The organism is Streptomyces sp. TBY4 (assembly GCF_024213195.1).
Classification (GTDB): Bacteria; Actinomycetota; Actinomycetes; order Streptomycetales; family Streptomycetaceae; genus Streptomyces.
Genome location: NZ_JANAVF010000004.1, coordinates 136022 through 161297 on the forward strand (window position 1 = coordinate 136022; position 25276 = coordinate 161297).

27 protein-coding genes are annotated in these 25276 nt (G+C 71.6%); 14 read left to right on the top strand and 13 right to left on the bottom strand.

Annotated features, from left to right (window positions below; translation table 11 throughout):
• Positions 1-150: 150 nt before the first annotated feature.
• The 5 genes from NLX94_RS11315 to NLX94_RS11335 all read left to right on the top strand — a co-directional run bounded on the left by NLX94_RS11315 (position 151) and on the right by NLX94_RS11335 (position 5935).
• Positions 151-1794 (top strand): ABC transporter ATP-binding protein, encoded by a 1644-nt coding sequence (locus NLX94_RS11315; protein ID WP_254382898.1) that lies wholly within the window; start codon positions 151-153, stop codon positions 1792-1794.
• On the top strand, positions 1791-2906 hold the full coding sequence (locus tag NLX94_RS11320) for an ABC transporter permease (protein WP_254382528.1): 1116 nt from the start codon (positions 1791-1793) through the stop codon (positions 2904-2906). Before NLX94_RS11315 ends, NLX94_RS11320 begins: the two co-directional genes overlap by 4 nt.
• Positions 2903-4168, top strand: coding sequence for an ABC transporter permease (locus tag NLX94_RS11325; RefSeq protein WP_254382529.1), 1266 nt, complete (start codon positions 2903-2905; stop codon positions 4166-4168). The genes NLX94_RS11320 and NLX94_RS11325 overlap by 4 nt, the downstream gene beginning before the upstream one ends.
• Entirely contained in the window at positions 4165-4557 is a 393-nt protein-coding gene (locus NLX94_RS11330; protein ID WP_243333749.1) for a cytidine deaminase, read from the top strand. Before NLX94_RS11325 ends, NLX94_RS11330 begins: the two co-directional genes overlap by 4 nt.
• Before the next feature lie 100 nt (positions 4558-4657).
• A complete protein-coding gene (locus tag NLX94_RS11335; RefSeq protein WP_254382530.1) occupies positions 4658-5935 on the top strand; it encodes a thymidine phosphorylase in 1278 nt (425 codons plus the stop codon).
• A 72-nt stretch (positions 5936-6007) separates the two neighbouring features.
• Here the strand turns inward: NLX94_RS11335 and NLX94_RS11340 are convergent, their stop codons facing one another.
• Positions 6008-6622, bottom strand: coding sequence for a hypothetical protein (locus tag NLX94_RS11340; protein WP_254382531.1), 615 nt, complete (start codon positions 6620-6622; stop codon positions 6008-6010).
• A gap of 56 nt (positions 6623-6678) precedes the next feature.
• On the opposite strand from NLX94_RS11340, the gene NLX94_RS11345 reads away from it, so the two are divergent.
• The gene (locus NLX94_RS11345) at positions 6679-7014 is read left to right on the top strand and encodes an STAS domain-containing protein (RefSeq protein ID WP_254382532.1); all 336 of its coding nucleotides are present in this window, start codon (positions 6679-6681) and stop codon (positions 7012-7014) included.
• On the opposite strand, the gene NLX94_RS11350 is transcribed toward NLX94_RS11345, so the two are convergent.
• From NLX94_RS11350 to NLX94_RS11360, 3 genes are all read right to left on the bottom strand, one after another.
• Positions 6910-7911 carry a sigma-70 family RNA polymerase sigma factor gene (locus NLX94_RS11350; protein ID WP_254382533.1) on the bottom strand — a complete coding sequence of 334 codons (1002 nt, stop codon included), beginning with the start codon at positions 7909-7911 and terminating at the stop codon, positions 6910-6912. The genes NLX94_RS11345 and NLX94_RS11350 overlap by 105 nt on opposite strands.
• Positions 7912-8003: 92 nt before the next feature.
• Complete coding sequence (locus NLX94_RS11355) at positions 8004-9203, bottom strand: DUF402 domain-containing protein (RefSeq protein ID WP_254382534.1); 1200 nt, start codon at positions 9201-9203, stop codon at positions 8004-8006.
• Positions 9204-9253: 50 nt separating this feature from the next.
• Positions 9254-10534: an MFS transporter gene (locus NLX94_RS11360; protein ID WP_254382535.1), complete on the bottom strand. Its 1281-nt coding sequence runs from the start codon at positions 10532-10534 to the stop codon at positions 9254-9256.
• A 99-nt stretch (positions 10535-10633) separates the two neighbouring features.
• On the opposite strand from NLX94_RS11360, the gene NLX94_RS11365 reads away from it, so the two are divergent.
• On the top strand, positions 10634-11575 hold the full coding sequence (locus tag NLX94_RS11365) for a LysR family transcriptional regulator (protein WP_254382536.1): 942 nt from the start codon (positions 10634-10636) through the stop codon (positions 11573-11575).
• On the opposite strand, the gene NLX94_RS11370 is transcribed toward NLX94_RS11365, so the two are convergent.
• Positions 11511-12695, bottom strand: coding sequence for a helix-turn-helix transcriptional regulator (locus NLX94_RS11370; RefSeq protein ID WP_254382537.1), 1185 nt, complete (start codon positions 12693-12695; stop codon positions 11511-11513). The two genes, NLX94_RS11365 and NLX94_RS11370, sit on opposite strands and share 65 nt — an antisense overlap.
• A gap of 323 nt (positions 12696-13018) precedes the next feature.
• Positions 13019-13738: an alpha/beta hydrolase gene (locus NLX94_RS11375; RefSeq protein WP_254382538.1), complete on the bottom strand. Its 720-nt coding sequence runs from the start codon at positions 13736-13738 to the stop codon at positions 13019-13021.
• A gap of 114 nt (positions 13739-13852) precedes the next feature.
• On the opposite strand from NLX94_RS11375, the gene NLX94_RS11380 reads away from it, so the two are divergent.
• The 3 genes from NLX94_RS11380 to NLX94_RS11390 all read left to right on the top strand — a co-directional run bounded on the left by NLX94_RS11380 (position 13853) and on the right by NLX94_RS11390 (position 16381).
• Positions 13853-15001: an adenosine deaminase gene (locus NLX94_RS11380; RefSeq protein WP_254382539.1), complete on the top strand. Its 1149-nt coding sequence runs from the start codon at positions 13853-13855 to the stop codon at positions 14999-15001.
• A 139-nt stretch (positions 15002-15140) separates the two neighbouring features.
• Positions 15141-15413, top strand: a complete 273-nt coding sequence (locus NLX94_RS11385; RefSeq protein ID WP_254382540.1) for a hypothetical protein — start codon at positions 15141-15143, stop codon at positions 15411-15413.
• Positions 15414-15568: 155 nt separating this feature from the next.
• Positions 15569-16381, top strand: a complete 813-nt coding sequence (locus tag NLX94_RS11390) for a hypothetical protein (RefSeq protein ID WP_254382541.1) — start codon at positions 15569-15571, stop codon at positions 16379-16381.
• Positions 16382-16442: 61 nt separating this feature from the next.
• On the opposite strand, the gene NLX94_RS11395 is transcribed toward NLX94_RS11390, so the two are convergent.
• The 5 genes from NLX94_RS11395 to NLX94_RS11415 all read right to left on the bottom strand — a co-directional run bounded on the left by NLX94_RS11395 (position 16443) and on the right by NLX94_RS11415 (position 19651).
• The gene (locus NLX94_RS11395) at positions 16443-16655 is read right to left on the bottom strand and encodes a PspC domain-containing protein (RefSeq protein WP_254382542.1); all 213 of its coding nucleotides are present in this window, start codon (positions 16653-16655) and stop codon (positions 16443-16445) included.
• 50 nt (positions 16656-16705) lie between these two features.
• Positions 16706-17215: a VanZ family protein gene (locus NLX94_RS11400; RefSeq protein WP_308402424.1), complete on the bottom strand. Its 510-nt coding sequence runs from the start codon at positions 17213-17215 to the stop codon at positions 16706-16708.
• Between the two features lie 110 nt (positions 17216-17325).
• The gene (locus NLX94_RS11405) at positions 17326-17943 is read right to left on the bottom strand and encodes a PH domain-containing protein (RefSeq protein ID WP_254382543.1); all 618 of its coding nucleotides are present in this window, start codon (positions 17941-17943) and stop codon (positions 17326-17328) included.
• A 25-nt stretch (positions 17944-17968) separates the two neighbouring features.
• A complete protein-coding gene (locus NLX94_RS11410; protein WP_254382544.1) occupies positions 17969-18592 on the bottom strand; it encodes a class F sortase in 624 nt (207 codons plus the stop codon).
• An 84-nt stretch (positions 18593-18676) separates the two neighbouring features.
• Positions 18677-19651 (bottom strand): hypothetical protein, encoded by a 975-nt coding sequence (locus tag NLX94_RS11415; RefSeq protein ID WP_254382545.1) that lies wholly within the window; start codon positions 19649-19651, stop codon positions 18677-18679.
• Between the two features lie 243 nt (positions 19652-19894).
• Between NLX94_RS11415 and deoC the strand changes: the two genes are divergently transcribed.
• The 3 genes from deoC to NLX94_RS11430 are packed head-to-tail and all read left to right on the top strand — an operon-like array spanning position 19895 to position 23191.
• A complete protein-coding gene (gene deoC / locus NLX94_RS11420; RefSeq protein WP_254382900.1) occupies positions 19895-20857 on the top strand; it encodes a deoxyribose-phosphate aldolase in 963 nt (320 codons plus the stop codon).
• Positions 20858-20862: 5 nt separating this feature from the next.
• Entirely contained in the window at positions 20863-22299 is a 1437-nt protein-coding gene (locus NLX94_RS11425; protein WP_254382546.1) for an aldehyde dehydrogenase family protein, read from the top strand.
• Positions 22292-23191: an aldehyde dehydrogenase family protein gene (locus tag NLX94_RS11430; RefSeq protein ID WP_254382547.1), complete on the top strand. Its 900-nt coding sequence runs from the start codon at positions 22292-22294 to the stop codon at positions 23189-23191. The genes NLX94_RS11425 and NLX94_RS11430 overlap by 8 nt, the downstream gene beginning before the upstream one ends.
• 69 nt (positions 23192-23260) lie before the next feature.
• On the opposite strand, the gene NLX94_RS11435 is transcribed toward NLX94_RS11430, so the two are convergent.
• Positions 23261-23611 (bottom strand): hypothetical protein, encoded by a 351-nt coding sequence (locus NLX94_RS11435; protein WP_254382548.1) that lies wholly within the window; start codon positions 23609-23611, stop codon positions 23261-23263.
• Between the two features lie 50 nt (positions 23612-23661).
• On the opposite strand from NLX94_RS11435, the gene NLX94_RS11440 reads away from it, so the two are divergent.
• A complete protein-coding gene (locus tag NLX94_RS11440; protein ID WP_374683935.1) occupies positions 23662-24369 on the top strand; it encodes a uridine kinase in 708 nt (235 codons plus the stop codon).
• 132 nt (positions 24370-24501) lie between these two features.
• On the opposite strand, the gene NLX94_RS11445 is transcribed toward NLX94_RS11440, so the two are convergent.
• Positions 24502-25221: a SigE family RNA polymerase sigma factor gene (locus tag NLX94_RS11445; protein ID WP_254382549.1), complete on the bottom strand. Its 720-nt coding sequence runs from the start codon at positions 25219-25221 to the stop codon at positions 24502-24504.
• Positions 25222-25276: the final 55 nt, after the last annotated feature.

The following is a 25276-nucleotide window of genomic DNA, read 5'->3' on the forward strand; positions in this document are numbered from 1 at the left end:
AAGTTTTCACTTTCGACAGTGCTACGCGCGTAGAAGCATCGTGGACGCGATACTTTCACACCCCCGCCCTGTCCCCCGCCCTGCCTTCAGCTCCTTCCGCGCCAAGGAGAGTGCGTCATCAACGCGTCCAGCCCGCCCCCCGCCGTAGAACTGCACGGCATCACCAAGCGCTTCCCCGGCGTCGTCGCCAACAAGGACATCGCGATCACCGTCCGCAAGGGCACGGTCCACGCCCTGATCGGTGAGAACGGCGCCGGCAAGTCGACGCTGATGAAGATCCTCTACGGCATGCAGAAGCCGGACGAGGGCACCATCGCCATCGACGGGGAGCAGGTCTCCTTCAGCAGCCCCGGCGATGCCATCGCCCGCGGCATCGGCATGGTGCACCAGCACTTCATGCTGGCCGACAACCTCACCGTCCTGGAGAACGTGGTTCTCGGCGGCGAGAAGCTCTACGGCATCGGCGCGAAGGCCCGTAAGAAGATCAGGGAGATCTCGGACGCGTACGGCCTCGGCGTACGTCCCGACGCCCTGGTCGAGGACCTCGGCGTCGCCGACCGCCAGCGCGTGGAGATCCTCAAGGTCCTCTACCGCGGTGCGAAGATCCTCATCCTCGACGAGCCGACCGCGGTGCTCGTGCCGCAGGAGGTCGACGCGCTGTTCGACAACCTGCGCGAGCTCAAGTCCGAGGGCCTGACCGTCATCTTCATCTCGCACAAGCTGGGCGAGGTCCTGAAGGTCGCCGACGACATCACCGTCATCCGGCGCGGCACCACGGTCGGCACCGCCGACCCGCGGACCGCCACGACCAAGCAGCTCGCCGAGCTGATGGTCGGCTCCGAGCTGCCCTCCCCGGAGACCCGCGAGTCGACGGTGACCACCACCCCGATGCTCCAGGTCCAGGGACTGACGGTCGCCGAGGGCGGTGCGCCCGTCCTCACGGAGGACACCGCCCGCACCCCGGGCCTGCCGGACGCCAACCTCCGCGAGACCCCGGCCGCCGGACGCCTGCTGCTCGACGGGATCAGCTTCACGATCCACAAGGGCGAGATCCTCGGCATCGCGGGCGTCGAGGGCAACGGCCAGACCGAGCTGATCGAGGCCCTCATGGGCATGATGACCCCCGACGCGGGCGCCATCACCCTCGACGGCAAGGACATCACCAAGTACCCGGTGCGCAAGCGCCGCGAGGGCGGCATCGGCTACATCCCCGAGGACCGCCACCGGCACGGCCTGCTGCTGGAGTCCTCCCTCTGGGAGAACCGCATCCTCGGCCACGTCACCGAAGCCCCCAACTCCAAGCGCGGCATCCTCGACCCGAAGGCCGCCCGCAAGGACACCGAGCGGATCGTGCGCGAGTACGACGTCCGCACCCCCGGCATCGAGGTCACCGCGGCCTCGCTCTCCGGCGGCAACCAGCAGAAGCTGATCGTCGGCCGCGAGATGAGCCACAACCCGAAGTTCCTCATCGCCGCCCACCCCACCCGCGGTGTGGACGTCGGCGCCCAGGCGCAGATCTGGGACGCGATCCGCGAGGCCCGCCGCGAAGGCCTGGCGGTCCTGCTGATCTCCGCCGACCTGGACGAGCTCATCGGCCTGTCCGACACCCTGCGCGTCATCTACCGCGGCCGCCTGGTCGCCGACGCCGACCCCGCGACCGTGACCCCCGAGGAACTCGGCACCGCCATGACGGGCGCCTCCTCCGGGCACCTGGAAGCCACCGAAGCCACCGACAACCGCTCCGACGCCGGCACGGATGCCCGTACCGACTCCCCGGAGGACGAGGCCCGATGAAGAAACTCGACAAGGACCGGCTGCTCCTCGGCTTCGCCGGGCCCGCGCTCGCGCTGGTCACCGCCTTCCTGCTGACCATGGTGGTCCTGGCGGCGACGGGTGTGGACCCGATCGAACCGCTGCGCCTCATGGTGGAGAACGCGAGCTACGAGGACGTCCAGGTCCTCATCGTCAACCAGGCCGGTACGTACTACCTGGCGGCCCTGGCCGTGGCCATCGGCTTCCGGATGAACCTCTTCAACATCGGCGTCGACGGCCAGTACCGTCTCGCGGCGATGCTGTCGGCGGTCGTCGGCGCGGCGGTCTCGCTGCCCGGCCCCCTGCACATCCTGCTGATCGTGATCGTCGCCATGCTGGTCGGCGCCTTCTGGGCCGGCATCGCCGGCATCCTGAAGGCCAAGCGCGGAGTCAGCGAGGTCGTCTCGACGATCATGCTGAACGCGATCGCCACCAGCCTCATCGCCTGGCTGATCCTGCCGAAGAACCTCGGCGTCCAGCCGGCCGGCTCCAACGACCTGACCACCGGCGAGATCGCGAAGTCGGGCTGGTTCCCGGCGATCTCCCTCGGCGACGGCCTGGAGATCTACGGCTTCACCTTCCTCGCCTTCGCGCTGGGCATCGTCTACTGGTTCGTGCTGGGCCGCACCCGCTTCGGCTTCGACCTGCGCGCCACCGGCGCCAGCGAGTCCGCCGCGCAGGCCTCCGGTGTGGACGCCAAGAAGATGATCATCACCTCGATGCTCATCTCCGGCGCCGTCGCCGGCCTCGCCGGCATGCCGGTGCTGCTGGGCGAGAGCCACACGTACAGCCTCTCCTTCCCGGTCGGTGTCGGCTTCACCGGCATCACCATCGCGCTGCTCGGCCGCAACCACCCGGTCGGCATCTTCTTCGCCGCGTTCCTGATGGCCTTCATCGACAAGGCCTCGGCCTCGCTCGACACGGAGGGATACGCGAAGGAGATCGGCACGATCATGAAGGGCCTGATCGTGATCGCGGTCGTCGTCTCCTACGAGCTCGTCCGCCGTTACGGGATCCGACGCCAGCAGCAGAAGGTCGGCGAGGAGCTGGCCGCAGGCCACGCCATCACGACCGAGAAGGAGGTCTCGGCGTGAGCACCAGCACCGTTTCCGCGACCAGCGCCGCGCCCAAGAAGCAGGGCGGACGCACCAAGCTCACCCTCCCGTGGATCATGCTGATCATCGCGGGCGGCCTCGCACTCGTCTCGCTGGTCCGCGTGATCAGCGGCGCCGACGACCTGACCTCCATCGGCCAGGTCTCCGGAGCCCTCTCCCTGGCCGTGCCGATCGGCCTCGCCGGCCTCGGCGGCCTGTGGGCCGAGCGCGCGGGCGTCGTCAACATCGGCCTCGAAGGCATGATGATCCTCGGCACCTGGTTCGGTGCCTGGGCCGGCTACCAGTGGGGCCCGTGGACCGGCGTGATCGCCGGCCTGATCGGCGGCGCCATCGGCGGCCTGCTGCACGCGATCATCACGGTCACCTTCAACGTGAACCACATCGTCTCCGGTGTGGCCATCAACATCCTGGCCCTGGGCTTCACCCAGTACCTGTCGAACTTCACGTTCGCCGAGGCACCGGGCGGCTCCTCCAAGCAGTCCCCGCGCGTCGAGCCGATCTACGAGATCACCGTGCCGGGGTTGTCGGACTGGATGGCGACGCTCCAGGGCAAGCACTGGTTCTTCATCTCGGACGTCGCCGGCGTCGTGGGCGGCCTGGTCACCGGCCTGTCCCTGCTGACCGTCGTCGCCCTGCTGCTGATCCCCGGCACCTGGTGGGTGCTGTGGCGCACCACCTTCGGCCTGCGGCTGCGCTCCTGCGGCGAGAACCCGATCGCCGCCGAATCGCTCGGCGTCAACGTCTACAAGTACAAGTACATCGCCGTGATCGTCTCGGGCTCCCTCGCGGGCCTGGGCGGCGCGTTCCTGTCGATCGTGGCCAGCCCGATCTACCAGGAGGGCCAGACCGGCGGCCGCGGCTACATCGGCCTCGCCGCGATGATCTTCGGCAACTGGATGCCCGGCGGCATGGCGCTCGGCGCCGGCCTGTTCGGCTTCACCGACAGCCTCAAGCTGCGCGGCGGCGCCGAGAACGTCCACGCGATGCTGCTGCTCATCGCGATCCTGCTCGTCCTGGTCGTCGCCTGGCAGCTCTACAAGAAGCGCTACGTCCCGGCCGGCATCTCGGCGGTCTTCGCCGTGCTGCTGTTCCTCTGGTACGCGCTCACGGACCAGGTGCCCAGCCAGTTCGTGGACGCCGCCCCGTACCTGACCACGCTGCTGGTGCTCGCGCTCTCCGCGCAGCGCCTGCGGATGCCCAAGGCGGACGGCATGCCGTACCGCAAGGGTCAGGGCAAGTGACGGCCGCTCCCGACTGGGAGGCCCTGCGCGAGGCCGCCCGGGAGGCCATGTCCCGGGCGTACGCCCCGTACTCGGGCTTCCCGGTCGGCGTCGCGGCGCTGGTGGACGACGGCCGCACCGTCGTCGGCTGCAACGTCGAGAACGCCAGCTACGGGCTCGGCCTGTGCGCCGAATGCGGGCTGGTCTCCTCCCTCCAGGCCACGGGCGGCGGCCGTCTGACGCACTTCACGTGCGTGGACGGCAAGGGCGAGATCCTCGTCCCCTGCGGCCGCTGCCGCCAGCTCCTCTTCGAGTTCGGCGGCGCGGAGCTCCAGGTGGAGACGCCGGAAGGCGTCCTGCCGCTCTCCGCGATGCTGCCGCAGGCCTTCGGGCCGGACCATCTGAGATAGCCGTGCCGACGGCCCTCCGCCCCCGCCGGGCGGGGGGCCGCGTCCTTTCCCCTCATCTCCCTCTTCTCCTGTCTCTATGCGCGTAGAAGGAAGCACTTCCATGGACGTCATCTCCGTCATCCGCACCAAGCGCGACCGCGGTGAACTGAGCCCCGAGCAGATCGACTGGGTCATCGACGCGTACACGCGCGGCGTGGTCGCCGACGAGCAGATGTCGGCGCTGGCGATGGCCATCCTGCTCAACGGCATGAACCGCACCGAGATCGCCCGCTGGACCGCCGCGATGATCGCCAGCGGCGAGCGGATGAACTTCGACTCCCTCTCCCGCCCGACCGCCGACAAGCACTCCACCGGCGGCGTCGGCGACAAGATCACCCTGCCCCTGGCCCCGCTCGTCGCCGCCTGCGGCGCGGCCGTGCCGCAGCTCTCCGGCCGCGGCCTCGGCCACACCGGCGGCACCCTGGACAAGCTGGAGTCCATCCCCGGCTGGCGCGCCCTGCTCTCCAACGAGGAGATGCTGCACGTCCTGGACACCACCGGCGCCGTCATCTGCGCCGCCGGCGACGGCCTCGCCCCGGCCGACAAGAAGCTGTACGCGCTGCGCGACGTGACCGGCACCGTCGAGGCGATCCCGCTCATCGCCTCCTCGATCATGTCCAAGAAGATCGCCGAGGGCACCGGCTCCCTCGTCCTGGACGTGAAGGTCGGCACCGGCGCCTTCATGAAGAACATCGAGGACGCGCGCGAGCTGGCCCGCACCATGGTCGGCCTCGGCACCGACTCCGGCGTCAAGACCGTCGCCCTCCTCACCGACATGTCCACCCCGCTCGGCCTCACCGCCGGCAACGCCCTGGAGATCCGCGAGTCCGTCGAGGTCCTGGCCGGCGGCGGCCCCTCGGACGTGGTCGAGCTGACCCTGGCCCTGGCCCGGGAGATGCTGGACGCCGCGGGCATCAAGGACGCCGACCCGGCGAAGGCGCTGGCCGACGGCTCCGCGATGGACGTGTGGCGCCGGATGATCGCGGCGCAGGGCGGCGACCCGGACGCGGCGCTCCCGGTCGCCCGCGAGCAGCAGGTGGTCACGGCCCCCTCCTCGGGCGTGCTGACCCGGCTGGACGCGTACGGGGTGGGCGTCGGCGCCTGGCGCCTGGGCGCAGGCCGCGCGCGCAAGGAGGACCCGGTGCAGGCGGGCGCGGGCATCGAGCTGCACGCGAAGCCGGGCGACACGGTGGTCGCGGGCCAGCCCCTGATGACCCTGCACACGGACACCCCGGAGAAGTTCGACTACGCCCTGGCGGCGCTGGACGGCACCTTCGACATCGCGGCGGCGGGCACGGCCTTCTCCGCCACCCCGATCGTGCTGGACCGCATCGCGTAGTCCCGGACCACGATCCCGTCGGCGCGGCTCCCCGTCCGGAGCCGCGCCGACGCCCTTTCGCGGGCCGAGGGGTCACAGGCCGGGCAGGGCCTCCCCGTGCTCCGGCTCGCGCCGGTGCTCCAGCCAGTACAGGTAGCCGCGCAGGTAGGCCTCCAGGCCGTCGTCGATGTACGCGATGAAGTCCCGGTGGCCCTGCGCGGCGTCGTGGTAGTGCCCGAGGTACTTCGGGTCGTTGTTGTAGCCCCAGTGGGGGTGGGTGTCGGCGCCCCAGTCGGCGGCTATGGCCACGGCCCATTCGCGGACCCTGCCCCGGTCCGCCCACCAGTCGCGGACCGCCTCCACGGTCCAGTGGTCGTCGCCGTCACGGTTGTAGCCCGCGCACATGTCCAGGGAGGCCCCGCACAGCAGGTCGAAGACCTGGTCCTCGTCGGTCGGCTGACGGAACACGAACACGCCGCCGAAGCCGCCGCCGTGGTCGTCGTCGTAACAGATGTGGTGGGGGGCGTCCATCCGCCCGAGGGCCATCTCATCGGTTTCGCCGGCATAGAACGGGCCGGGCACGTTGCGCCAGTTCCGGTCCTCCCACCGCCCCTGGAACATGCCGGGCTCCAGGTGGGATCCCGACGCGGTGAGTCGGCGGGCGGTGGGCGTCGGGTCCCAGTACGCGGGCTTGTCCGAGGGGTTCATCGCGCCATTCTGCGCATGCTCCGATGAGTTCCGGCAGGTGGGGGAGTCACCCTCACGTGACGATCAGACGACTCGTACTGCCCGGACCCAGCCCGACCGGACACGACATCGCGCGGCTGCGCGCCCGCCTGGCCCTGCTCTACGAAGCCGGGGCGACGGCGGTGGTGTGCGATGCGGCTGCCGTCACGGCGCCCGGCCTCGCCGCCGTCGAGGCCCTGGCCCGGCTGCGGCTGACCGCCGCCGGGCGCCCCTTCCGGGTCATCGGGGCCGCGCCCCCGCTGCGCGCGCTACTGCACCTCGTAGGACTCGTCGAGCTCCTCGGGGAGCCCGAAGAGCGGGAACCACCGGGCGGTGTCCAGGAAGGCGTTGAGCCCGGTGATCTTCCCGTCTGAGACCTCCAGGACCTGGAGCGCCCACGGGGTCCACCCCGGCTGCCCGTCCTCCCGCGGCCGGTACTGTCCGAAGGCCGGCATGCCGTTCGCCGTGGTCGGGAGCAGCCGCGAGCCCTTGCAGCCGATGCCCTGGTTCAGGTGCCAGGCCGCGATGTCCTCGTGGCCCTGGAGCCACAGGTCGTACGGCGGCATCGACAGCACCGCGTCCTCGTGGAGCAGGGCGGTCAGCCGGGAGATGTCGTAGGACTCGAAGGCGGCGAGGTACTGCTCCAGCAGCTTCGCCTGGTCGCCGTCCAGCGGGTCGAGCGCCTCGCTCTCGCGCACGCGCGTGGCGGCGAGGGTCGCCCGGGCCCGCTGCAGGGCGCTGTTGACCGACGCGACGGTGGTGTCCAGCAGGGTCGCGACCTCGTCGGCCTTCCAGGCCAGCACCTCGCGCAGGATCAGTACGGCCCGCTGCTTGGCCGGCAGGTGCTGGAGCGCGGCGACGAACGCGAGCCGTACGGACTCCTTGGCCAGCGCCATCTCCGCCGGATCGGCGGTCTGCGGCAGCACCCGCCCGTCGGGCACCGGCTCCAGCCAGGTCACCTCGGGCCGCTCGTTGAGCACGGCGGACGCCTGGTGCTGCGGGGCGCTCAGATCCATGGGCCGGGCCCGCTTGTTCCCCGCGTTGAGCAGGTCCAGACAGACGTTGGTGGCGATCCGGTACAGCCACGACCGCAGCGAGGACCGCCCCTCGAACTTCTCGAAGCTCCGCCAGGCGCGGATGTACGTGTCCTGCACCGCGTCCTCGGCGTCGAAGGCCGAGCCGAGCATCCGGTAGCAGTACCCGGTGAGCTCCACGCGATACCGGTCGAGCGCGGCGTCGAGCTCGGGCGCGAGGTCGGTGGCTTCGGTCATGTCCCTTGATCCCCCTGGTAGTTCCCGATACTCCGGAAACTACCCGACCCCTCTGACAACCGCAGCCCGGCACGCGGCGGCGAAACGTTCACCTACGGAGCCCCGGCCGCCGTGACGGTCCACCGCAGCACCGCCTCGCCCCCGCGCTCCTCCAGGGTGACCGGGTACACCTGCCCGCCCTGGTGCCGCTCGGATCGGTCCCCGGGATCCCGGCCGAGCCCGAGGACCCGGCTCCCCCCGACCTCGACCTCCCCGGCCCGCAGCGGGTGGCCCGCTCCGGCCCGCCGGACGCGGTCGCGGTCGGCGGCCTCGAAGGAGTCCAGCGCCATCGCGTCGCCCAGGACCATGCCGCAGCGGTCGACCGGGAGGTCGCCGAGGGGGATCGGGCCGGGGCCGTGGGTCGTGTGGTCCCAGGGGAGGCCGAGGGAGACCTCCAGGGTCGAGAGCACCGGCTTGCCGTCGAAGGGGGAGGGGGCGGTGCGGGCCCGGACCGGCAGGGGGCGGTCGCCGGCGGCCGGGACGGCCACGGCCTCGTAGCCCCACGGCTCGGATCCCGCGGGCCCGCCGTCGTGGAGGTGGCCGCCACCCGTCGCGGCGAGCGCGAGGGCACGTTCCGAGCGGGTCGGGTCACCGGCCGGCCGGTGGTCGAGCCGGCCGGCCTTGCCCAGCAGGAGCACCCCCGAGGGGGCGTCGACCGTACCGAGGGGCAGCTCCGGGAGCTCCGGGAGCGTCCACGACGCCGGGGGGCGGAAATCGCACCAGGTGCCGTCGAAGGGGTAGGCCGCCGCGTCGATGAGCCGCGTGACGCGCACGCCCTCCGCGCGGATGGCCGCGGCCCCGGCCGCCGTCCAGTACACCGGGTGGCCCGTCTTCGCGGCGAAGGACTCCTCGTCCTTCCACTCCCACGCGCGGTCCGGGGTCACCGTGATGTCGAGCTCCTGGTCGGTCACGTGGACGTCCGCGCCGTCCGGGGTGCAGACACGGGATTCGAGGTTGACGTACCAGCTGCGGAACTCCAGCCCGATCGTGAAGCTCCACCACACCGCGTGCCCCGCCCCGGCCGGCTGCAGGATCAGCGCACCCCCGTGCCGCCACCGGTCGGCCCGCAGCGGGTACGAGCCCTCCGGGGGCAGGTCCCGCAGGTGGGTACCGGGCGGGATGGTGGCGCGCCAGAGCGGGGTGCCCGGGGCCACCCACAGCAGCAGGCCGCCGTCGCCGGACTCCACCACGCGGGCCGGGATGATCATGCTGGTCGTGCTGCCGAGTATGAGGTGCACGTTGACTGTGGACATGACCGGCGATCATGCCGGACGCGGGTTGCGGACCTCTTGTCCGACAGCCCTCAGCGCGCCGCCAGCGCCGCGATCCGGGCCGTACGGGCCGCGTGGGACCCGTACAGGGTGATGGTGACGACCCCGGCGACCGCGAGCAGCGCGAGGGTGACCGTGGCCGCCCAGCCCGCCGAGTGGTAGGCGAGGGCGCCCAGCGTGCCGCCGGCGCTGGAGCCGACGTAGTACGCCGACTGGTAGAGCGCGGAGGCCTGCGCGCGGCCCGTCTTCGCCGTACGGCTCACCGCCGCGGAGGCCACCGCATGGCCCGCGAAGAAGCCGGCCGTGATCAGGACCAGGCCGAGCAGGATCGCGGTGAGGGAGTCCGCGAGGGACAGGAACAGCCCCACCGCCGTCGTGGTCACCGCCAGGTACAGCGCACCGCGCCGCCCCAGCCGGCCCACCAGCTGTCCGGCCGCCGCCGAGGAGACCGTACCGACCAGGTAGACCAGGAAGATCGAGCCGATGAGCCCCTGGCCGAGGGAGAACGGCTCGTCGGAGAGGCGGTAGCCGATGACCGTGTAGACCGCGCCGAAGACGGTCATGAACAGCGCGCCGATCCCGTACAGCCGCAGCAGCAGCGGATCGCGCAGGTGCCCGGAGACCGTACGCCCCACCGCGCGCGGGTTCAGCGAGGCCGCCCGGAAGAACCGGGCCCGGGGGAGGAGGACGAGGAAGGCCGCCGCGCACGCCAGGGACATCAGGCCGACCGTCAGCAGTCCGCCGCGCCAGCCCCAGACCTGCGCCGCCCAGCCCGTGACGAGGCGGCCGCTCATGCCGCCGATGGAGTTGCCCGCCACGAACAGGCCGATCGCGGCGACCAGCGCCTTCGGCTTCACCTCTTCCGCCAGGTACGCCATCGCGGAGGCCGGGATGCCGGCGATCGCCGCGCCCTGGACGGCGCGCAGCGCGATCAGCCACTCCAGGTTCGGCGCGAAGGGGACGAGGAGGCCGACGCCGACCGCGATCACCATCGAGCAGGTCATCATCCGGGTCCGGCCGAAGCGCTCCGAGAGCGCGCTGAGCGGCAGGACGAACAGGGCGAGCGCGCCGGTGGCCGCGGAGACCGTCCAGCTGGCCTGACCCGCCGTCACGCCGAAGCCCTCGGAGATCGCGGGCAGCAGCGCCTGGGTGGAGTAGAGGAGGGCGAAGGTGGCCAGTCCGGCGGCGAAGAGCGCCAGGCTGAGGCGGCGGTAGCCGGGACGGCCGGGCTCGTGCGCCTCGGGTGCGGAGGCGGGGAACGACGCGGTGGAGGCGCCCGGGATGACGGGTGCCCCGGTATGAGCGGGAGGCATGCGTACGACCGTAGAGCCCCTGTTTTCATGCGTCCAATGCACGAATTCGCGATAATCAATCCATCCGTGCATCAGTGCAGGTCAGATGGGTGCCTATTCATGAGTCGTTACGAAGAAGACATGGCTGTGACACACGCGCTGGCCCCGCGCCTCGTGTACTTCGCCGCCGTCGCCCGGCACGAGCACGTCACCCGCGCCGCGCAGGAGCTGGGCGTTCCGCAGTCCACCCTGTCGCGGGCCATGGTCCGCCTCGAACAGGACCTGGGCGTCACGCTGTTCGCCCGCAAGGGCCGTACGGTCGCGCTCACCACCGCCGGCCGCACCTTCCTCGCCTCCGCGGAACGCTCGCTCGCCGAGATCGCCCGCGCCGCCGGCTCCGTGCAGCAGGACGCCGACCCGTCCTTCGGCAAGGTCGCCTTCGGCTTCCTGCACACCCTGGGCCCCGAGACGGTGCCCGGCCTGATCCGGGCCTTCCGCGCCGACCACCCCGGCGTACGGTTCTCCCTCGTCCAGAACTACGGGGAGGCCATGCTGGAGAAGCTGCGCGCCGGCGAGCTCGACCTCTGCCTGACCTCACCGCTGCCCGACGCCCCCGACCTGGTGGCCCGCCGGCTCGACGAGCAGCGGCTGCGCCTGGTGGTCCCCGACGACCACCGGCTCGCCGGCCGCAAGCGGATCCGCCTCGCGGAGGCCGCCGAGGAAACCTTCGTCACCCTGGAGCCGGGCTACGGGCTGCGCCGCATCACCGACGACCTGTGCGCGGAGGCCGGGTTCACGCCCCGGGTCGCCTTCGAGGGGGAGGAGGCCGAGACCCTGCGCGGGCTGGTCGCCGCCGGTCTGGGCGTGGCGCTGCTGCCCCCGCCGGCGGTGGCCCGGCCCGGGGTCGTCGAGCTGACGGTCACCGCCCCGCGCGCGGTCCGCGAGATCGGGGTGGCCTGGCTCGACGGACACCCGGACACTCCGCCGGTCGCGGAGTTCAAGCGGTTCCTGCTGTCGCGCCGGGGGCGGCTGATTCCGGAGCTCCAGCCGGAGGGTGCGTGAGCGGGGCGGGGCCGGCTGCCGCGGCTCCGGCTTCGGTTTCGGCGTCCGCCGCTTCCGCCGCTTCCGCCGCCGCTGCGGAAGCGGCGGACGCCGCCGCCACCGTCGCGGACAGCAGGAACCCGGCCTGGAAACGGGACTTGGCCCCCACGGCCCGCATGACCTCCGCGATGTGGCGCTGGCAGGTCCGCTCCGACATGCCGAGGCGCCGGGCGATGACCTTGTCCTCCAGTCCCTCCGCCAGCAGCCGCACGATCGTCTGGCGCAGCTCGTCGGAGATCGAACGGGCCTGGTCCGGGCCGACGGTGGTGCTGAAGGGCTCGGCCTCCGCCCAGCACCGCTCGAAGGTCTGTGCCATGAAGTGGACGACGTTGGGCTCGCGCACCACCAGCGCCGCCTTGATGTCGTCCTGCACCTCCATCAGCCCGGTGTGCCGGTCGACGAGGATCATCCGCATCAGCCCGTCGCCGACGGTACGGACCTGCGAGCCGAGCGCGGTCACCCGCTCCACGTAGGCGGCCGTCGGGCGGGAGTAGCGGGCGGTGTGCTGGTAGAGGGTGCGCATCTTCACGCCCCGGGCCAGCATCGCCTCGTCCCGGACCACCGCCCCCTCCAGGGTCGCGGTGCTGCGGCCGCCGCCCGGGTGGCAGGTCAGCACCTCGGACTCGGCCGAGGCGACGAGCTCCCCGATCAGGTCCTGCAGCGCGGCCGGGTCGGTGACCAGCTCCAGGGAGTTCGCCCCGCCCCGGTCGCGCAGGTCGGTGCCCGCCTCGTACGCGGGGAGCAGCTCCTCCAGCCGGACGCGCAGCCGGTCCATCTCGTCATGGGTCTCGCGCACCCGCAGCGCCAGCGGGGCCAGCGTGCGGGCCGCCGCGGCCCGCGGGGAGACGGCGCTCCAGCACACCCGCTCCGGCTCCCCGGGGCGGCCGTCGTCCCCGGCGGGGGCGGCCGGGCGGGAGCGGGGCTGGATCAGGTGGGCCGCCGCGAGTTCGGCGAGGGCGGCGGCGACGCACTCGCCGAGCGCCTCGCCGGCCTCCGCCTCGGAGAAGGTGTGCCGCTCGGCCGCGTAGCCGTAAAGACGCCGGGCCACCGCGCTCAGTTGGTCCGTTTCATCCGATGGCATATACATATTCGTCCCGGCCTGTACCGATTCGTAAACCCCTCGTGTTCCCGCAAGGCACCAAGACGATGCCCTCTGATCTTCGTGAGGATAGGCCTAACCGGCACAGTGGTACCACGGCGTTCTCGGGGGAGGGCGCGGGCATCCTGAGTCCGCGCTTCGCCGGCCTGGCACCGTGCCCTCGCGCGGGTGCGTGCCTCAAGGTGGTCGCGCCGGGCCCGCCCGTGTCATCCGACCGGGAGGGGACGGCGCGGCCGGCACGGGCGGCCCCGCGCGACCACCACCATCACGACCGTCACCGGCGCCGCCGCGTCCGGGCGGCGCATTCAGCCGCGCAGGGACCGGCCGTAGCCGGAGGCCAGCGGCATCCGCAGGCCCAGCGGCGGGGGAGCCGCCAGCGCGTCGGTGACCGGCCGCGAATAGGGCCCCGAGAAGACGGAACCCAGCACGAAGTCCACGGACAGGGCCACGACTTCGTCCTGGTGCTCGCGCAGCCGGTGCCCGTCGGAGTGCACTTCGAAGCGGCACGTCGTGCGGTTCGCCTTCTTCGCCCGGGTCGCCAGCCGGTACGACAACTCCGGGTCGCTGCGGGCGTCGTTGGTGCCGTGCACGATCAACACCCGGCGCCCCGAAAGCTGTTTCACCGGTTCGGGGGTGTCCGTGGCGGAGTGCGGGGGAAGCGAAGGGGCCAGTGCCAGAACGGAGTTGACGGCCTCGTGGCCGGCCGCGGCGAGCGCCGCCCGGCCGCCCGCGTCGTAGCCGGCCAGGCAGACCGGGACGTCACCGTACCGCCGGACCACCTCGTCCGCGGCCCATTCGGCGTCCCCCTCGCGGGTGCCCGCGCCATGGATGACCTGGTGCGTGACCAGCCCGTCCGCCGCGCCCGCACGGGCCAGGGCCCGGGCCAGCGGACGTACCGGACCGGGGGACAATCTGGACGCTCCGGGGAGAAGGAGCACCACACCACTGACCGTTGAGACCGAGCCGGTCGCGCCGGCCGCCCGCCCCAGGCGGGCCCCGCGCGCCGGCGGCGCATGCTGTGCCATGACGGAACAGTCTCAGACGCCGAGGTGTACGCCACCCGTCCGCGCGGTCACTGTTACATATCGGCGACCTCCACCGTCTCACCGCTCTACGCGCGTAGGAGCTAGAGTGCCCAGATGACGAGCGAGACCCCCAACCTGCCCACCCCGGATCAGATCCGCCGCTCCCCGAAGGTGCTCCTGCACGATCACCTCGACGGTGGACTGCGGCCCGGGACCATCATCGAGCTGGCGCACAAGGTCGGCTACGAGAACCTCCCCGAGACCGAGGCCGACAAGCTCGGCACTTGGTTCCGGGAGGCCGCGGACTCCGGCTCCCTCCCGCGCTACCTCGAGACGTTCGCGCACACCTGCGCCGTCATGCAGACGAAGGAGGCCCTCTTCCGGGTGGCCTCCGAGTGTGCGCAGGACCTCGCCGAGGACGGCGTGGTCTACGCCGAGATCCGCTACGCGCCCGAGCAGCACCTGGAAGCCGGCCTGACCCTCGAAGAGGTCGTCGAGGCGGTCAACGAGGGCTTCCGCGAGGGCGAGCGCCGGGCGCGGACCAACGGCAACCGGATCCGCGTCGGCGCGCTGCTGACCGCGATGCGGCACGCGGCCCGTGCGCTGGAGATCGCGGAACTGGCCAACCGCTACCGCGACAAGGGCGTCGTCGGCTTCGACATCGCCGGCGCCGAGGCCGGGTTCCCTCCCACCCGCCACCTCGACGCCTTCGAGTACCTCAAGCGCGAGAACAACCACTTCACCATCCACGCGGGCGAGGCCTTCGGCCTGCCGTCGATCTGGCAGGCCCTGCAGTGGTGCGGCGCGGACCGGCTCGGCCACGGCGTGAAGATCATCGATGACATCGAGGTGGCCGAGGACGGCTCCGTGACGCTGGGCCGCCTGGCCTCGTACGTCCGGGACAAGCGGATCCCGCTGGAGATGTGCCCGACGTCGAACCTGCAGACGGGCGCGGCGGCCTCCTATGCCGACCACCCGATCGGCCTCCTGCGGAAACTGCACTTCAGGCTGACCGTCAACACCGACAACCGGCTGATGAGCGGTACCAGCATGAGCCGCGAGTTCGAGCACCTGGTCGACACCTTCGGCTACTCGCTGGAGGACATGCAGTGGTTCACGGTCAATGCGATGAAGTCCGCGTTCATTCCTTTCGATGAACGACTGGCCATGATCAACGACGTGATCAAGCCCGGTTATGCGGAGCTGAAGTCGGAATGGCTGTTCCGTCAGACCGCTTCCACCAGCGGATCTGTCTCGGCCTAGGCCAGAGCCTGACGGACCGAAAGCGCCCGGGAGGATCAATTCCCGGGCGCTTTCTCGTATTTAATGATGTTTGCGGGAGGGGGTTTGAAGTGACTAGTTTGCGGAGCCGCTCATTTCCCCGTCGCAAGGACGATTCTTCATGAAGCAGTCAGCTGCCAAGACCCTCGGTGTTGCCGCTCTCGGTGCCGCCTTTGCCGCCGTCGCCGCCGGTACCGCCTCGGCCGCCGTCCCCGCCGTCGGTCTCGGTGACGCGCTGGGTACCGTCACGGGCGCCGTCCAGGGCGCGACCAGCCAGCAGCACGTGACCGCCGAGGACGGCCAGCAGGCCCCCGACGCGACCGACCCGGCCGCCGCCCTCGGCTCGGTGACCGGCCTGCTCGGCGGCCTGCCCACCAGCGGCCTCGGCGCCTGATCCCCTCCGGATCCCCTGCCGGATTCGTACGCGATTCGCACGCACGCCCACGCGGCGCACACCTCTTCGACGAGGTGTGTGCCGCGTCGCGGCATGTGCCAGGATCACCGCCAACTGCCCGCCACATACCTGGGTATGAGGTTTCGATCATGCGCATGAAGGCACGAACGGCCACGGCCGTGCTGCTCCCCGCCCTGCTGTCCGCGATGGTGGGCTGCGGCAGTACGAACACCCCCGCCTCCGGCAAGGGACCGGACCCGAAGGGCTCCGCGAGCGCACCCGGGCAGTCCGCGTCGGCGGGCTCGGCCGGAGCCCCCGGCTCCGCGGGCGGCGGTGGTGGTGACGGCGCGACGGGCGGTACGGGCACCACGGGCGCCGCGGCCGGGTCCGGGAAGGCCTCCGGACGGCTGGAGCGCTCCGCCCTGACACAGGGCGACCTGGCCGGCTACCAGATCTCCGCGAACGGCAAGAACCCGAACGCCCCCGACGGCCAGCCGCAGGCGGACCGCAAGGCCTGCCAGCCGCTCGCCGACATCATGGGGGACAAGCCCGACCCGGCGGCGCGCGAGACCGTCAACCGGGGCATCGGCTCCCAGAAGCAGCTGGGCCTGGCGGTCTCCGCCTCCGTCAGCTCCTACGCCGAGTCCGACGCCAAGGCGCTGATCGCCCGGCTGAAGGCCGCCGTGGCCGCCTGCCCCACCGGCTTCACCGCCACCGTCGAGAAGCAGACCGGCACGTACCGCGAGGTGAAGGCGGCCGACTACAAGACGGACGGCGACGAGAGCGTCAGCTGGACCACGACCGCCGCCGCGGAGGGCGTCACCGCCCAGGTGCACGTGGTCGTCGTACGCCAGGGCGACACCGTCGCGCGCCTGATGGCACTGAACGTCACGGGCGGTCCCCAGGCCCCCCAGGTCCCGCACGAGGTCACGGACAAGCAGCTGCAGAAGGTCCGCGCCGCGCGCTGAACCGCGGATCGCTGAATCGCCGAATGGAGCCGGATCGCCGAATGCGCGGTCCGGCGGCCGGTTACCAGCCGGTGGCGGCGGAGGCGGTGCTCGACTTCTCGTTCGGCAGGAGTACCCACAGCGCCAGGTACAGCAGGAACTGCGGGCCGGGCAGCAGGCACGAGACGACGAAAATGGTCCGCATCGTGTTCGCGGATATTCCGAAGCGGCGCGCCAGACCGGCACAGACTCCGCCGATCCATCGTCCGTCACGGGGGCGGGCAAGGGCGCTCATGGTCTCTCCTCTGTCGTCGTGCGGTCCGCGGGACCTTTTCCCGCGATGCCTCAATACTCCCGCTGGACAGAGGAGAGAACGTCGGTCCAGGGGCCGAGCCCGACCCTGGTAATTCTCGGGGTCGCCCCCTGAGAACGCCGCAGCCGGAACCTCAGGGCCGGAATGACGGCCAGGTGCGCGAGCATCACGCCGAGGGTGTTCAGCAGCACCGAATCCACATCGACCACCTGCCCCGGGACCGCCATCTGGAGCATCTCGACGCCGACCGAGACCAGCGCGCCCGCGGCGGCCGTCCGGGCCAGCGAGGACCAGGTGGCCAGCGGCGAGAGCTCCACACGGCCGCTGATCAGCGGCAGCAGCACCCCGAGCGGGGCCAGCAGCGCCAGCCCCCCGCCGATCCGGCGGGCCGCCTCCAGGGGCCCGTAGGAGAGGTCCGCACGGATCCCCTCCAGCGGGGTGAGGTTGGCGGCCGCGGCCCAGGGCACGTCCAGCGGGCGCAGCATCAGCCAGCCGACGAGGAGGAGGTGGGCGGCCAGCAGGATCCCGGAGAGAAGCCGGATCCACGGCTGTACGGCGGCGCTTCCGCTGCCCTTGACACGCTTGCCCTTGAGACGGTGCACGCCAGTGGAGACGCGGGTTCCGATGCCCGCGGTTCCGGGGAAACCGCCGGTCAGCCCGTGGCGAGCAGCACAATCAGGATGAGGGCGCCGACCACCGCCGGGGCGATGACCTCGTACGACCAGGAGACCTTCACGGAGCCCTGGGCGCCGCTCCGCGAGGCCCCGCGCTCGTGCAGTTCCCGCAGCTCGTCCACGATCTTGTCGGCGGAGGCGCGGCGGACCTCCTCCTCCGGGGTCTTGCGCTGGCCGTTGCCCAGGCCCAGCCGGCCCGTCTGGGCGCGGTTGGCCTTCTTGCGCTCCCGCAGGGAGACCGGGATCGACCACAGCTGGTACGTCGCCCCCTCCGCGAGCACCTCGGCGGAGAACCGGGCCCGCACGGTGTCCACGGCGGCCCAGGGCAGCTCAATGACCCGGAAGGGGTTGCGCACGCGAAGCCGGTCGTCGTTGGCGAAGACGGCCGGACGGACCGTGAACGCGACGATGACCGGGGCCAGGCCCAGCGCGACGGCGAGGGCGATCCACGGCACGTTGCCGGAGCCCCGCACCACGGCGTCCCCGCAGAGCCACGCGAGCAGTGCCAGCAGCACCACCCCGGTGACGGTGGCCATCGGGGAGCGGTAGACCCGGTCGTCGTACGCCGGCTCTTCGGTGGGCTGATCGCTGCTCATGCGGCCGATTCTGCCTCAAGCCGTCTCACCCCACGAGATCGGCATACAGGATGATGTTGTCGGGCCGGTGGCCGTCGGTGATCTCGCCGCCGCAGGTGATCACGCGCAGCTCGGGGCGGGCGGTGTCCCCGTAGACCTTGTCGGTCGGGAACCGCTTCTTGTCGACCTGCTCCAGCTCCCGGACGCGGAAGACGGCGGTGCTGCCGTCCTCGCGGGAGACGGTCACCTCGTCGCCGACGCGGACCTTGGAGACGTCCCTGAGCACGGCCGGGCCGCGGGCGGTGTCGAAGTGGCCGATCAGCACGGCGGGCCCGGTCTCGCCCGGGGTGACGCCCTTGTCGTACCAGCCGATCTTCTCCGCGTCGGCCACGGAGGGCACCTCGACGGTGCCGTCGGCGGCCAGGCCGAGCGCCAGCAGGGGCGAGGCGTCGACCCCGGCCGCCGGGATCCGTACGCGTACGGGCGCGGAGGCCGGCTTCGGGGCGGCCGTCGCCGGGGCCGCCGGGGCGGACGTGGGAGTGACGGCGGGCGGCGCGGAGGCCGCGGCCGGGGTCGCGGCCGGGGCGGGCGCGGCGCCGCCGCCGCATCCGGTCAGCGCGGCGGCGAGGAGGGCGGCGGCGATCAGCGGCCGGGCGGTGCGGCGGGTCATCAAAGGCTCCGGTGAAACGGCCCGCGGCGGGCCACCGGGGAGGTGGCCCGCCGGAGGCGAGTCGGGACATGGGCGAGGTCTGCGTCAGTCCTGGGCGCGGCGGCGGCGCAGGACCACGCTCGCGCCGAGCGCACCGAAGACCGCGATCAGGCCGGCGCCGGCCACCAGCGTGGCGGTGTTGTCGGTGTCGGCGACCGTCTCGACCGGCAGCTCGGCACCCGCGGCCACCGGGCCCTTGGGGACGACGACGGTCTGCGTGCCCGTCTGGGTCTGAGGCTGCGGCTTCGGCTTCGGAGCCGGCTTCGTGCCCTGCTCCCCGGTGATCTTGTAGTCGAGCTTGCAGCCCTTGGGGAGCGCGGGGAAGGAGGCGGTCTTGGCGGCGTCGCCGCTCTCGTACTTCCACCGGAGCACCGGGTTGGCGCCGCTCGGGTTGTCGATGCGCAGGGAGTCCGGGTCCGAGCCGTTGGGGTGCGTGCGGTCCAGGGTCCGCGGGTCGGGGAGGCCCTCCAGGTTGACCACGAAGGCCTTCGGGCCCTTGGGGGACATCGTCAGGTCTGCGGTCATGAACTCGCCGAGGCGCACCGTCTTGACCGGGGAGACGCAGTCCGCCGGGGAGGTGGCCCTGCCCTTCGGCAGCGGGTAGGACTTGCTCGCGCCGCCCTCCTTGGTGACGACGAGCACCGGGGCGGCCGTGTCCACCTTGGTGAGTTGGAGGTGCAGCCCGTTCGCCGCAGCGGTGGTCTGCTTGCGGCTCAGCACGGCTATCGGGTGGAGCATGTAGTTGTCGCCCGGCTTCCACTGGGTGCCGACCTCGCGGATCCAGGCCTCGGGGCCCTCGGCCTTGTTGCGCAGCACCGCGACCAGGCCCTCCCCGATGTAGACCGGCTTGCCCTCGTAGCGGCTGTTGTCCCCGACGGTTCCGGACGTCGATGCCGCGGCGGTCCGCGCGGCGGACTCTGCGGGCGCGGCGGTCGCCGCGAAGGCGGCACCGGCGGCGGGCGCCAGCATCGCGCCGGCGAGGGCGGCGGTGACGATCGAGGTGCGGAGGGCGGTACGCATAACGACTCCTGAAGCGTGGGTGAGGAAAGTGGAGGAGAGTCGCATGCCGCGTTGAGTCTGTCGGTCTTGTTCACCGGGTCAGGTGTGGCGGGCTGCTGAGAAAGAATTTATGGATCTTGTACGTGTGAACGATCCGCTCCCCGTCATGGACGTGTAACAGCAAACGGGGGTGTCCGATTCCGAATGAATCGGGGGGAGGGGGTGACAGGTCGCTACGCGCGTAGATATGCTCATGTGGTGACCATGCCCACCACCCTCACCGCATTCGCTGACGTGACGACGTCCGACAGTGCGCTGCGCCGCTTCCTGCACGGGCTGCCCGGCGTCGACGCTGTCGGCCTGGAGGCCCGCGCGGCCTCCCTCGGCACCCGCTCGATCAAGACGACGGCCAAGGCGTACGCCATCGACCTCGCCATCTCGATGATCGACCTGACGACGCTGGAAGGCGCGGATACCCCGGGCAAGGTCCGGGCGCTCTCCGCCAAGGCGGCCAACCCCGATCCGACCGACCGCACCACGCCCATGACGGCCGCCGTCTGCGTGTACCCCGACATGGTGGCCACTGCCAAGGCCGCCCTGAACGGCGCCGACGTCAAGGTCGCCTCCGTCGCCACCGCCTTCCCGGCCGGCCGCGCGGCCCTGCCCGTCAAGCTCGCCGACACGGCCGACGCCGTGGCCGCCGGCGCCGACGAGATCGACATGGTCATCGACCGTGGCGCCTTCCTCGCGGGCCGCTACCTCGACACCTACGAGCTGATCCGCTCCGTCAAGGAGGCCTGCCTCCGCCCCGACGGCAGCGCGGCCCGCCTCAAGGTGATCTTCGAGACCGGCGAGCTGTCCACGTACGACAACATCCGCCGCGCCTCCTGGATCGGCATGATGGCCGGGGCCGACTTCATCAAGACGTCCACCGGCAAGGTCGGGGTCAACGCGACGCCCGCGAACACCCTCCTCATGCTCGAAGCCGTCCGCGACTTCAGGGCGCAGACTGGAATCCAGATCGGCGTGAAGCCGGCCGGCGGCATCCGGACCACCAAGGACGCGATCAAGTTCCTGGTCCTGGTCAACGAGACCGTGGGCGAGGACTGGCTGTCCAACCACTGGTTCCGCTTCGGAGCCTCCAGCCTGCTCAACGACCTGCTGATGCAGCGCCAGAAGCTGAGCACCGGCCGTTACTCCGGTCCCGACTACGTGACGGTGGACTGATCACCATGGCATCCCTTTTCGAGTACGCACCCGCCCCCGAGTCCCGTTCCGTCGTCGACATCGCCCCCTCCTACGGGCTGTTCATCGACGGCGAGTTCACCGACGCGGCGGACGGCAAGGTCTTCAAGACCGTCTCCCCGGCCTCCGAAGAGGTCCTCTCCGAGATCGCCCAGGCCGGCGCCGCGGACGTGGACCGTGCCGTCAAGGCCGCCCGCAAGGCCTTCGAGAAGTGGTCCGCGCTGCCCGGCTCCGAGCGCGCCAAGTACCTCTTCCGCATCGCCCGGATCATCCAGGAGCGCAGCCGCGAGCTGGCCGTCCTGGAGACCCTCGACAACGGCAAGCCGATCCGGGAGACCCGCGACGCGGACCTCCCGCTCGTCGCCGCGCACTTCTTCTACTACGCGGGCTGGGCCGACAAGCTCGACCACGCGGGCTACGGCGCCAACCCGCGCCCCCTCGGCGTGGCCGGCCAGGTCATCCCGTGGAACTTCCCGCTCATGATGCTCGCGTGGAAGATCGCCCCGGCGCTCGCCACCGGCAACACGGTCGTGCTCAAGCCGGCCCAGACGACCCCGCTCTCCGCGCTCTTCTTCGCGGACATCTGCCGCCAGGCGGGCCTGCCCAAGGGCGTCGTCAACATCCTCCCCGGGTACGGGGACGCGGGCGCGGCCCTCGTCGAGCACCCGGACGTGAACAAGGTCGCCTTCACCGGCTCCACCGCCGTCGGCAAGGCCATCGCGCGCCAGGTCGCCGGCACCTCCAAGAAGGTCACCCTGGAGCTGGGCGGCAAGGGCGCCAACATCGTCTTCGACGACGCCCCCATCGACCAGGCCGTCGAGGGCATCGTCAGCGGCATCTTCTTCAACCAGGGCCAGGTCTGCTGCGCGGGCTCGCGCCTCCTGGTCCAGGAGTCGATCCACGACGAGCTGATCGACTCGCTCAAGCGCCGCCTGTCCACGCTGCGCCTGGGCGACCCGCTCGACAAGAACACCGACATCGGTGCGATCAACTCCGCCGAGCAGCTCGCCCGCATCACCGCCCTCGCCGACACCGGCGAGGCGGAGGGCGCCGAGCGCTGGTCCGCTCCCTGCGAACTGCCCTCCTCCGGCTACTGGTTCGCCCCGACGCTCTTCACGAACGTCTCCCAGTCGCACACGGTGGCCCGTGACGAGATCTTCGGCCCGGTGCTGTCCGTGCTGACCTTCCGCACGCCCGACGAGGCCGTCGCCAAGGCCAACAACACCCAGTACGGCCTGTCCGCCGGCGTCTGGACGGAGAAGGGCAGCCGCATCCTCGCGGTGGCCAACAAGCTCCGCGCGGGTGTGGTGTGGGCCAACACGTTCAACAAGTTCGACCCGACCTCGCCCTTCGGCGGCTACAAGGAGTCGGGCTTCGGGCGCGAAGGCGGCCGTCACGGCCTGGAGGGCTACCTCGATGTCTGATTCGTCGACGGCGCGTCTGAGCGTCTTCAAGACCTACAAGCTGTACGTCGGGGGCAAGTTCCCCCGCTCCGAGAGCGGCCGGGTGTACGAGGTGAGTGACTCGAAGGGCAAGTGGCTGGCCAACGCCCCCCTGTCCTCCCGCAAGGACGCCCGTGACGCGGTCGTCGCCGCCCGCAAGGCCTTCGGCGGCTGGTCGGGCGCCACCGCGTACAACCGCGGCCAGGTCCTCTACCGCGTCGCCGAGATGCTGGAGGGCCGCCGCGAGCAGTTCGTCCGCGAGGTCGGCGAGGCGGAGGGCCTGTCCAAGTCGAAGGCGGCCGCCGTCGTCGACGCGGCGATCGACCGCTGGGTCTGGTACGCGGGCTGGACCGACAAGATCGGCCAGATCGTGGGCGGGGCCAACCCGGTCGCGGGCCCCTTCTTCAACCTCTCCACCCCCGAGCCGACGGGCGTCGTCACCGTCGTCGCCCCGCAGGACTCGTCCTTCCTGGGCCTCGTCTCCGTGATCGCCCCGGTGATCGCCACCGGCAACACGGCCGTCGTCATTGCCTCGGAGAAGGCCCCGCTCCCCGCCCTCTCCCTCGGCGAGGTGCTGGCCACCTCCGACCTGCCCGGCGGAGTGGTCAACATCCTGTCCGGCAAGGCCGCCGAGATGGGCCCGCACCTGGCGTCCCACCAGGACGTCAACGCGATCGACCTGGCGGGCGCCGGCGAGGCGCTGGCCAAGGAGCTGGAGATCGCGGCCGCGGACAACCTCAAGCGCGTCCTGCGTCCACAGCCTGTGGACGACTGGAGCGCGGACCCGGGCACGGCCCGCATGACGGCCTTCCTGGAGACCAAGACCGTCTGGCACCCGACCGGGTCGCTGGGCGCGGGCGGATCCTCGTACTAGAGGATCCCGCGAAGACCGGCCCCGGCAGCGTCCCCCGCGCTGCCGGGGCCTTCGCGTACCCGCCCGCCTCTACCCCTTCGGGAGCACCGGCCCGAGCAGCGAGGAGACCGCGGCCTCGGGCAGCTCCCCGACCGAGGGCCCCTGGGTCAGGATCCCCGTGACCATCCCGGTGCCGACGGACGGGAAATCCGCGACCTTGGTGGCCACACCGTTGTCGAGGGGGTCCACGCCGGTGTGGGCCAGCGGATTCACCTTGAGGTTCGAGACCGGGTCGGCGACCCCGGCGAGCGCCGCCGGAACGTCGAGCTCACCGGCCTGCGCCCCGCCGGCGGCCATCGCGAGGGCCGCACCGGCCATCGAGAGGGTCAGGCCCGCGCTGCGGATGCGGTTCGGTACGGAAGGGGCTGCGTGACGTGCCATGGAGATCCCGCCTGGGTCGTAGTCGCGTGCGCACGCAGCGTAGTGGAGGTGTGATCCTCGATACCAACAGACCTTTGGACAGGTCCCCTACGGGAGGTAATGGTTCACACTGTTGTTCCGTGAGCTGTTCCTCTCCTTTGCCTACGCGTGTCGTCCTTCTGACCGGACCCTCGGGCTCCGGCAAGTCCTCGCTGGCCGCCCGGTCCGGGCTGCCCGTGCTGCGCCTGGACGACTTCTACAAGGACGGCGACGACCCGACCCTTCCGTTCGTCGAGGGCAGCGCCGACATCGACTGGGACTCCCCGCTCTCCTGGGACGCGGAGGCGGCCGTGGCCGCGATCGCCGAGCTGTGCGCGGCCGGGCGGACCGAGGTGCCCGTCTACGACATCTCCACCTCCTCCCGGACCGGTACGGAGGCGCTGGACATCTCCCGGACCCCGCTGTTCATAGCGGAGGGGATCTTCGCGGCGGACGTCGCGGGGCGGTGCCAGGAACTCGGGCTGCTGGCGGACGCGATCTGCCTGCGCGGGCGGCCCAGCACCACCTTCCGCCGCCGCCTGGCCCGTGACCTGCGCGAGGGCCGCAAATCGGTGCCGATGCTCCTGCGGCGCGGCTGGCGGCTGATGCGCGCCGAGCGGGGGATCGTGGCCCGGCACACCGCGCTGGGTGCGCACGCCTGCGGCCGTGACGAGGCGCTGGGCCGCCTGGCGGCGGCGGCAGCGGGCCGCCACCGCTCGCCGAGCACCGCAGCGGCCTAGTTGACGAGTGCGCGCACATGAAAGCGCGGGACCAGTCGGACCCCCGGCCGACCGATCCCGCGCTTTCCCCCCATGGCCGCCGCCCCACCCCCGTAGGACGGCCCCCCGGCCGTTGGTCTCTCAGTTGGTCTCTCAGGCGACGAGGTCCTCGAAGGACTCCGACTCGTCGCGGCCGAAGCTCAGCGCCTCGTCCTCGCGCATGCGCCGCAGCGAACGCCAGATGCTCGACTTCACCGTGCCGACGCTGATGCCGAGGATCTCCGCGATCTCCGGGTCCGTGCGGCCCTCGTAGTACCGGAGCACCAGCATCGTGCGCTGCGGCTCCGGGATGCGGGTGAGCGCCTGCCACAGCACGGCGCGCAGCTCCGTACCGCCCATGGCGTCGGTGTCCGAGGCCGTCTCCGGCAGCTCTTCCGTCGGGTACTCGTTGAGCTTGCGGCGGCGCCAGGCGCTGATGTGCAGGTTGGTCATCGTGCGGCGCAGGTACCCGCCGACGGCGGCCTTGTCGCTGATGCGGTCCCAGGCGCGGTACGTGGAGAACAGCGCGGTCTGCAGCAGGTCCTCGGCCTCGTAGCGGTCTCCGGTCAGGTGGAAGGCCGTCGCGTAGAGGGCGGCCCGCCGCTCCTGGACGTACGCAGTGAACTCGGCCTCGTTGGAGGAGTCCGGGACGTCCGGGGAGCCGGCCGTGCGCTGGGCGGGGACGGAGGGGCGCTCGTAGGTCTTCGCGTCGATGGCCACCACGTGCGCCGGCCGCCGGGAAGGGGCCGTCGCCGTACGGATTGCCGTGCGGCGGTTCACATCGTGCAGCCGCGTGACAACCGCGCTGGTGCTGGTGCTGTGCAGCGTGTTCATCTCGCGCCCCCCGTCGTGGAGTCTGTCTGGTCCGTTGCCAAGAAGACTGCCCGCC

Bases quoted from the DNA above. Each gene is read 5' to 3' on its own strand.
- NLX94_RS11320 (WP_254382528.1), top strand. From the start codon at position 1,791: ATGAAGAAACTCGACAAGGACCGGCTGCTCCTCGGCTTCGCCGGGCCC.
- NLX94_RS11335 (WP_254382530.1), top strand. From the start codon at position 4,658: ATGGACGTCATCTCCGTCATCCGCACCAAGCGCGACCGCGGTGAACTG.
- NLX94_RS11340 (WP_254382531.1), bottom strand. From the start codon at position 6,622: ATGAACCCCTCGGACAAGCCCGCGTACTGGGACCCGACGCCCACCGCC.
- NLX94_RS11350 (WP_254382533.1), bottom strand. From the start codon at position 7,911: ATGACCGAAGCCACCGACCTCGCGCCCGAGCTCGACGCCGCGCTCGAC.
- NLX94_RS11355 (WP_254382534.1), bottom strand. From the start codon at position 9,203: ATGTCCACAGTCAACGTGCACCTCATACTCGGCAGCACGACCAGCATG.
- NLX94_RS11360 (WP_254382535.1), bottom strand. From the start codon at position 10,534: ATGCCTCCCGCTCATACCGGGGCACCCGTCATCCCGGGCGCCTCCACC.
- NLX94_RS11365 (WP_254382536.1), top strand. From the start codon at position 10,634: ATGAGTCGTTACGAAGAAGACATGGCTGTGACACACGCGCTGGCCCCG.
- NLX94_RS11370 (WP_254382537.1), bottom strand. From the start codon at position 12,695: ATGCCATCGGATGAAACGGACCAACTGAGCGCGGTGGCCCGGCGTCTT.
- NLX94_RS11375 (WP_254382538.1), bottom strand. From the start codon at position 13,738: ATGGCACAGCATGCGCCGCCGGCGCGCGGGGCCCGCCTGGGGCGGGCG.
- NLX94_RS11380 (WP_254382539.1), top strand. From the start codon at position 13,853: ATGACGAGCGAGACCCCCAACCTGCCCACCCCGGATCAGATCCGCCGC.
- NLX94_RS11385 (WP_254382540.1), top strand. From the start codon at position 15,141: ATGAAGCAGTCAGCTGCCAAGACCCTCGGTGTTGCCGCTCTCGGTGCC.
- NLX94_RS11390 (WP_254382541.1), top strand. From the start codon at position 15,569: ATGAAGGCACGAACGGCCACGGCCGTGCTGCTCCCCGCCCTGCTGTCC.
- NLX94_RS11395 (WP_254382542.1), bottom strand. From the start codon at position 16,655: ATGAGCGCCCTTGCCCGCCCCCGTGACGGACGATGGATCGGCGGAGTC.
- NLX94_RS11405 (WP_254382543.1), bottom strand. From the start codon at position 17,943: ATGAGCAGCGATCAGCCCACCGAAGAGCCGGCGTACGACGACCGGGTC.
- NLX94_RS11410 (WP_254382544.1), bottom strand. From the start codon at position 18,592: ATGACCCGCCGCACCGCCCGGCCGCTGATCGCCGCCGCCCTCCTCGCC.
- NLX94_RS11415 (WP_254382545.1), bottom strand. From the start codon at position 19,651: ATGCGTACCGCCCTCCGCACCTCGATCGTCACCGCCGCCCTCGCCGGC.
- deoC (WP_254382900.1), top strand. From the start codon at position 19,895: ATGCCCACCACCCTCACCGCATTCGCTGACGTGACGACGTCCGACAGT.
- NLX94_RS11425 (WP_254382546.1), top strand. From the start codon at position 20,863: ATGGCATCCCTTTTCGAGTACGCACCCGCCCCCGAGTCCCGTTCCGTC.
- NLX94_RS11430 (WP_254382547.1), top strand. From the start codon at position 22,292: ATGTCTGATTCGTCGACGGCGCGTCTGAGCGTCTTCAAGACCTACAAG.
- NLX94_RS11435 (WP_254382548.1), bottom strand. From the start codon at position 23,611: ATGGCACGTCACGCAGCCCCTTCCGTACCGAACCGCATCCGCAGCGCG.
- NLX94_RS11445 (WP_254382549.1), bottom strand. From the start codon at position 25,221: ATGAACACGCTGCACAGCACCAGCACCAGCGCGGTTGTCACGCGGCTG.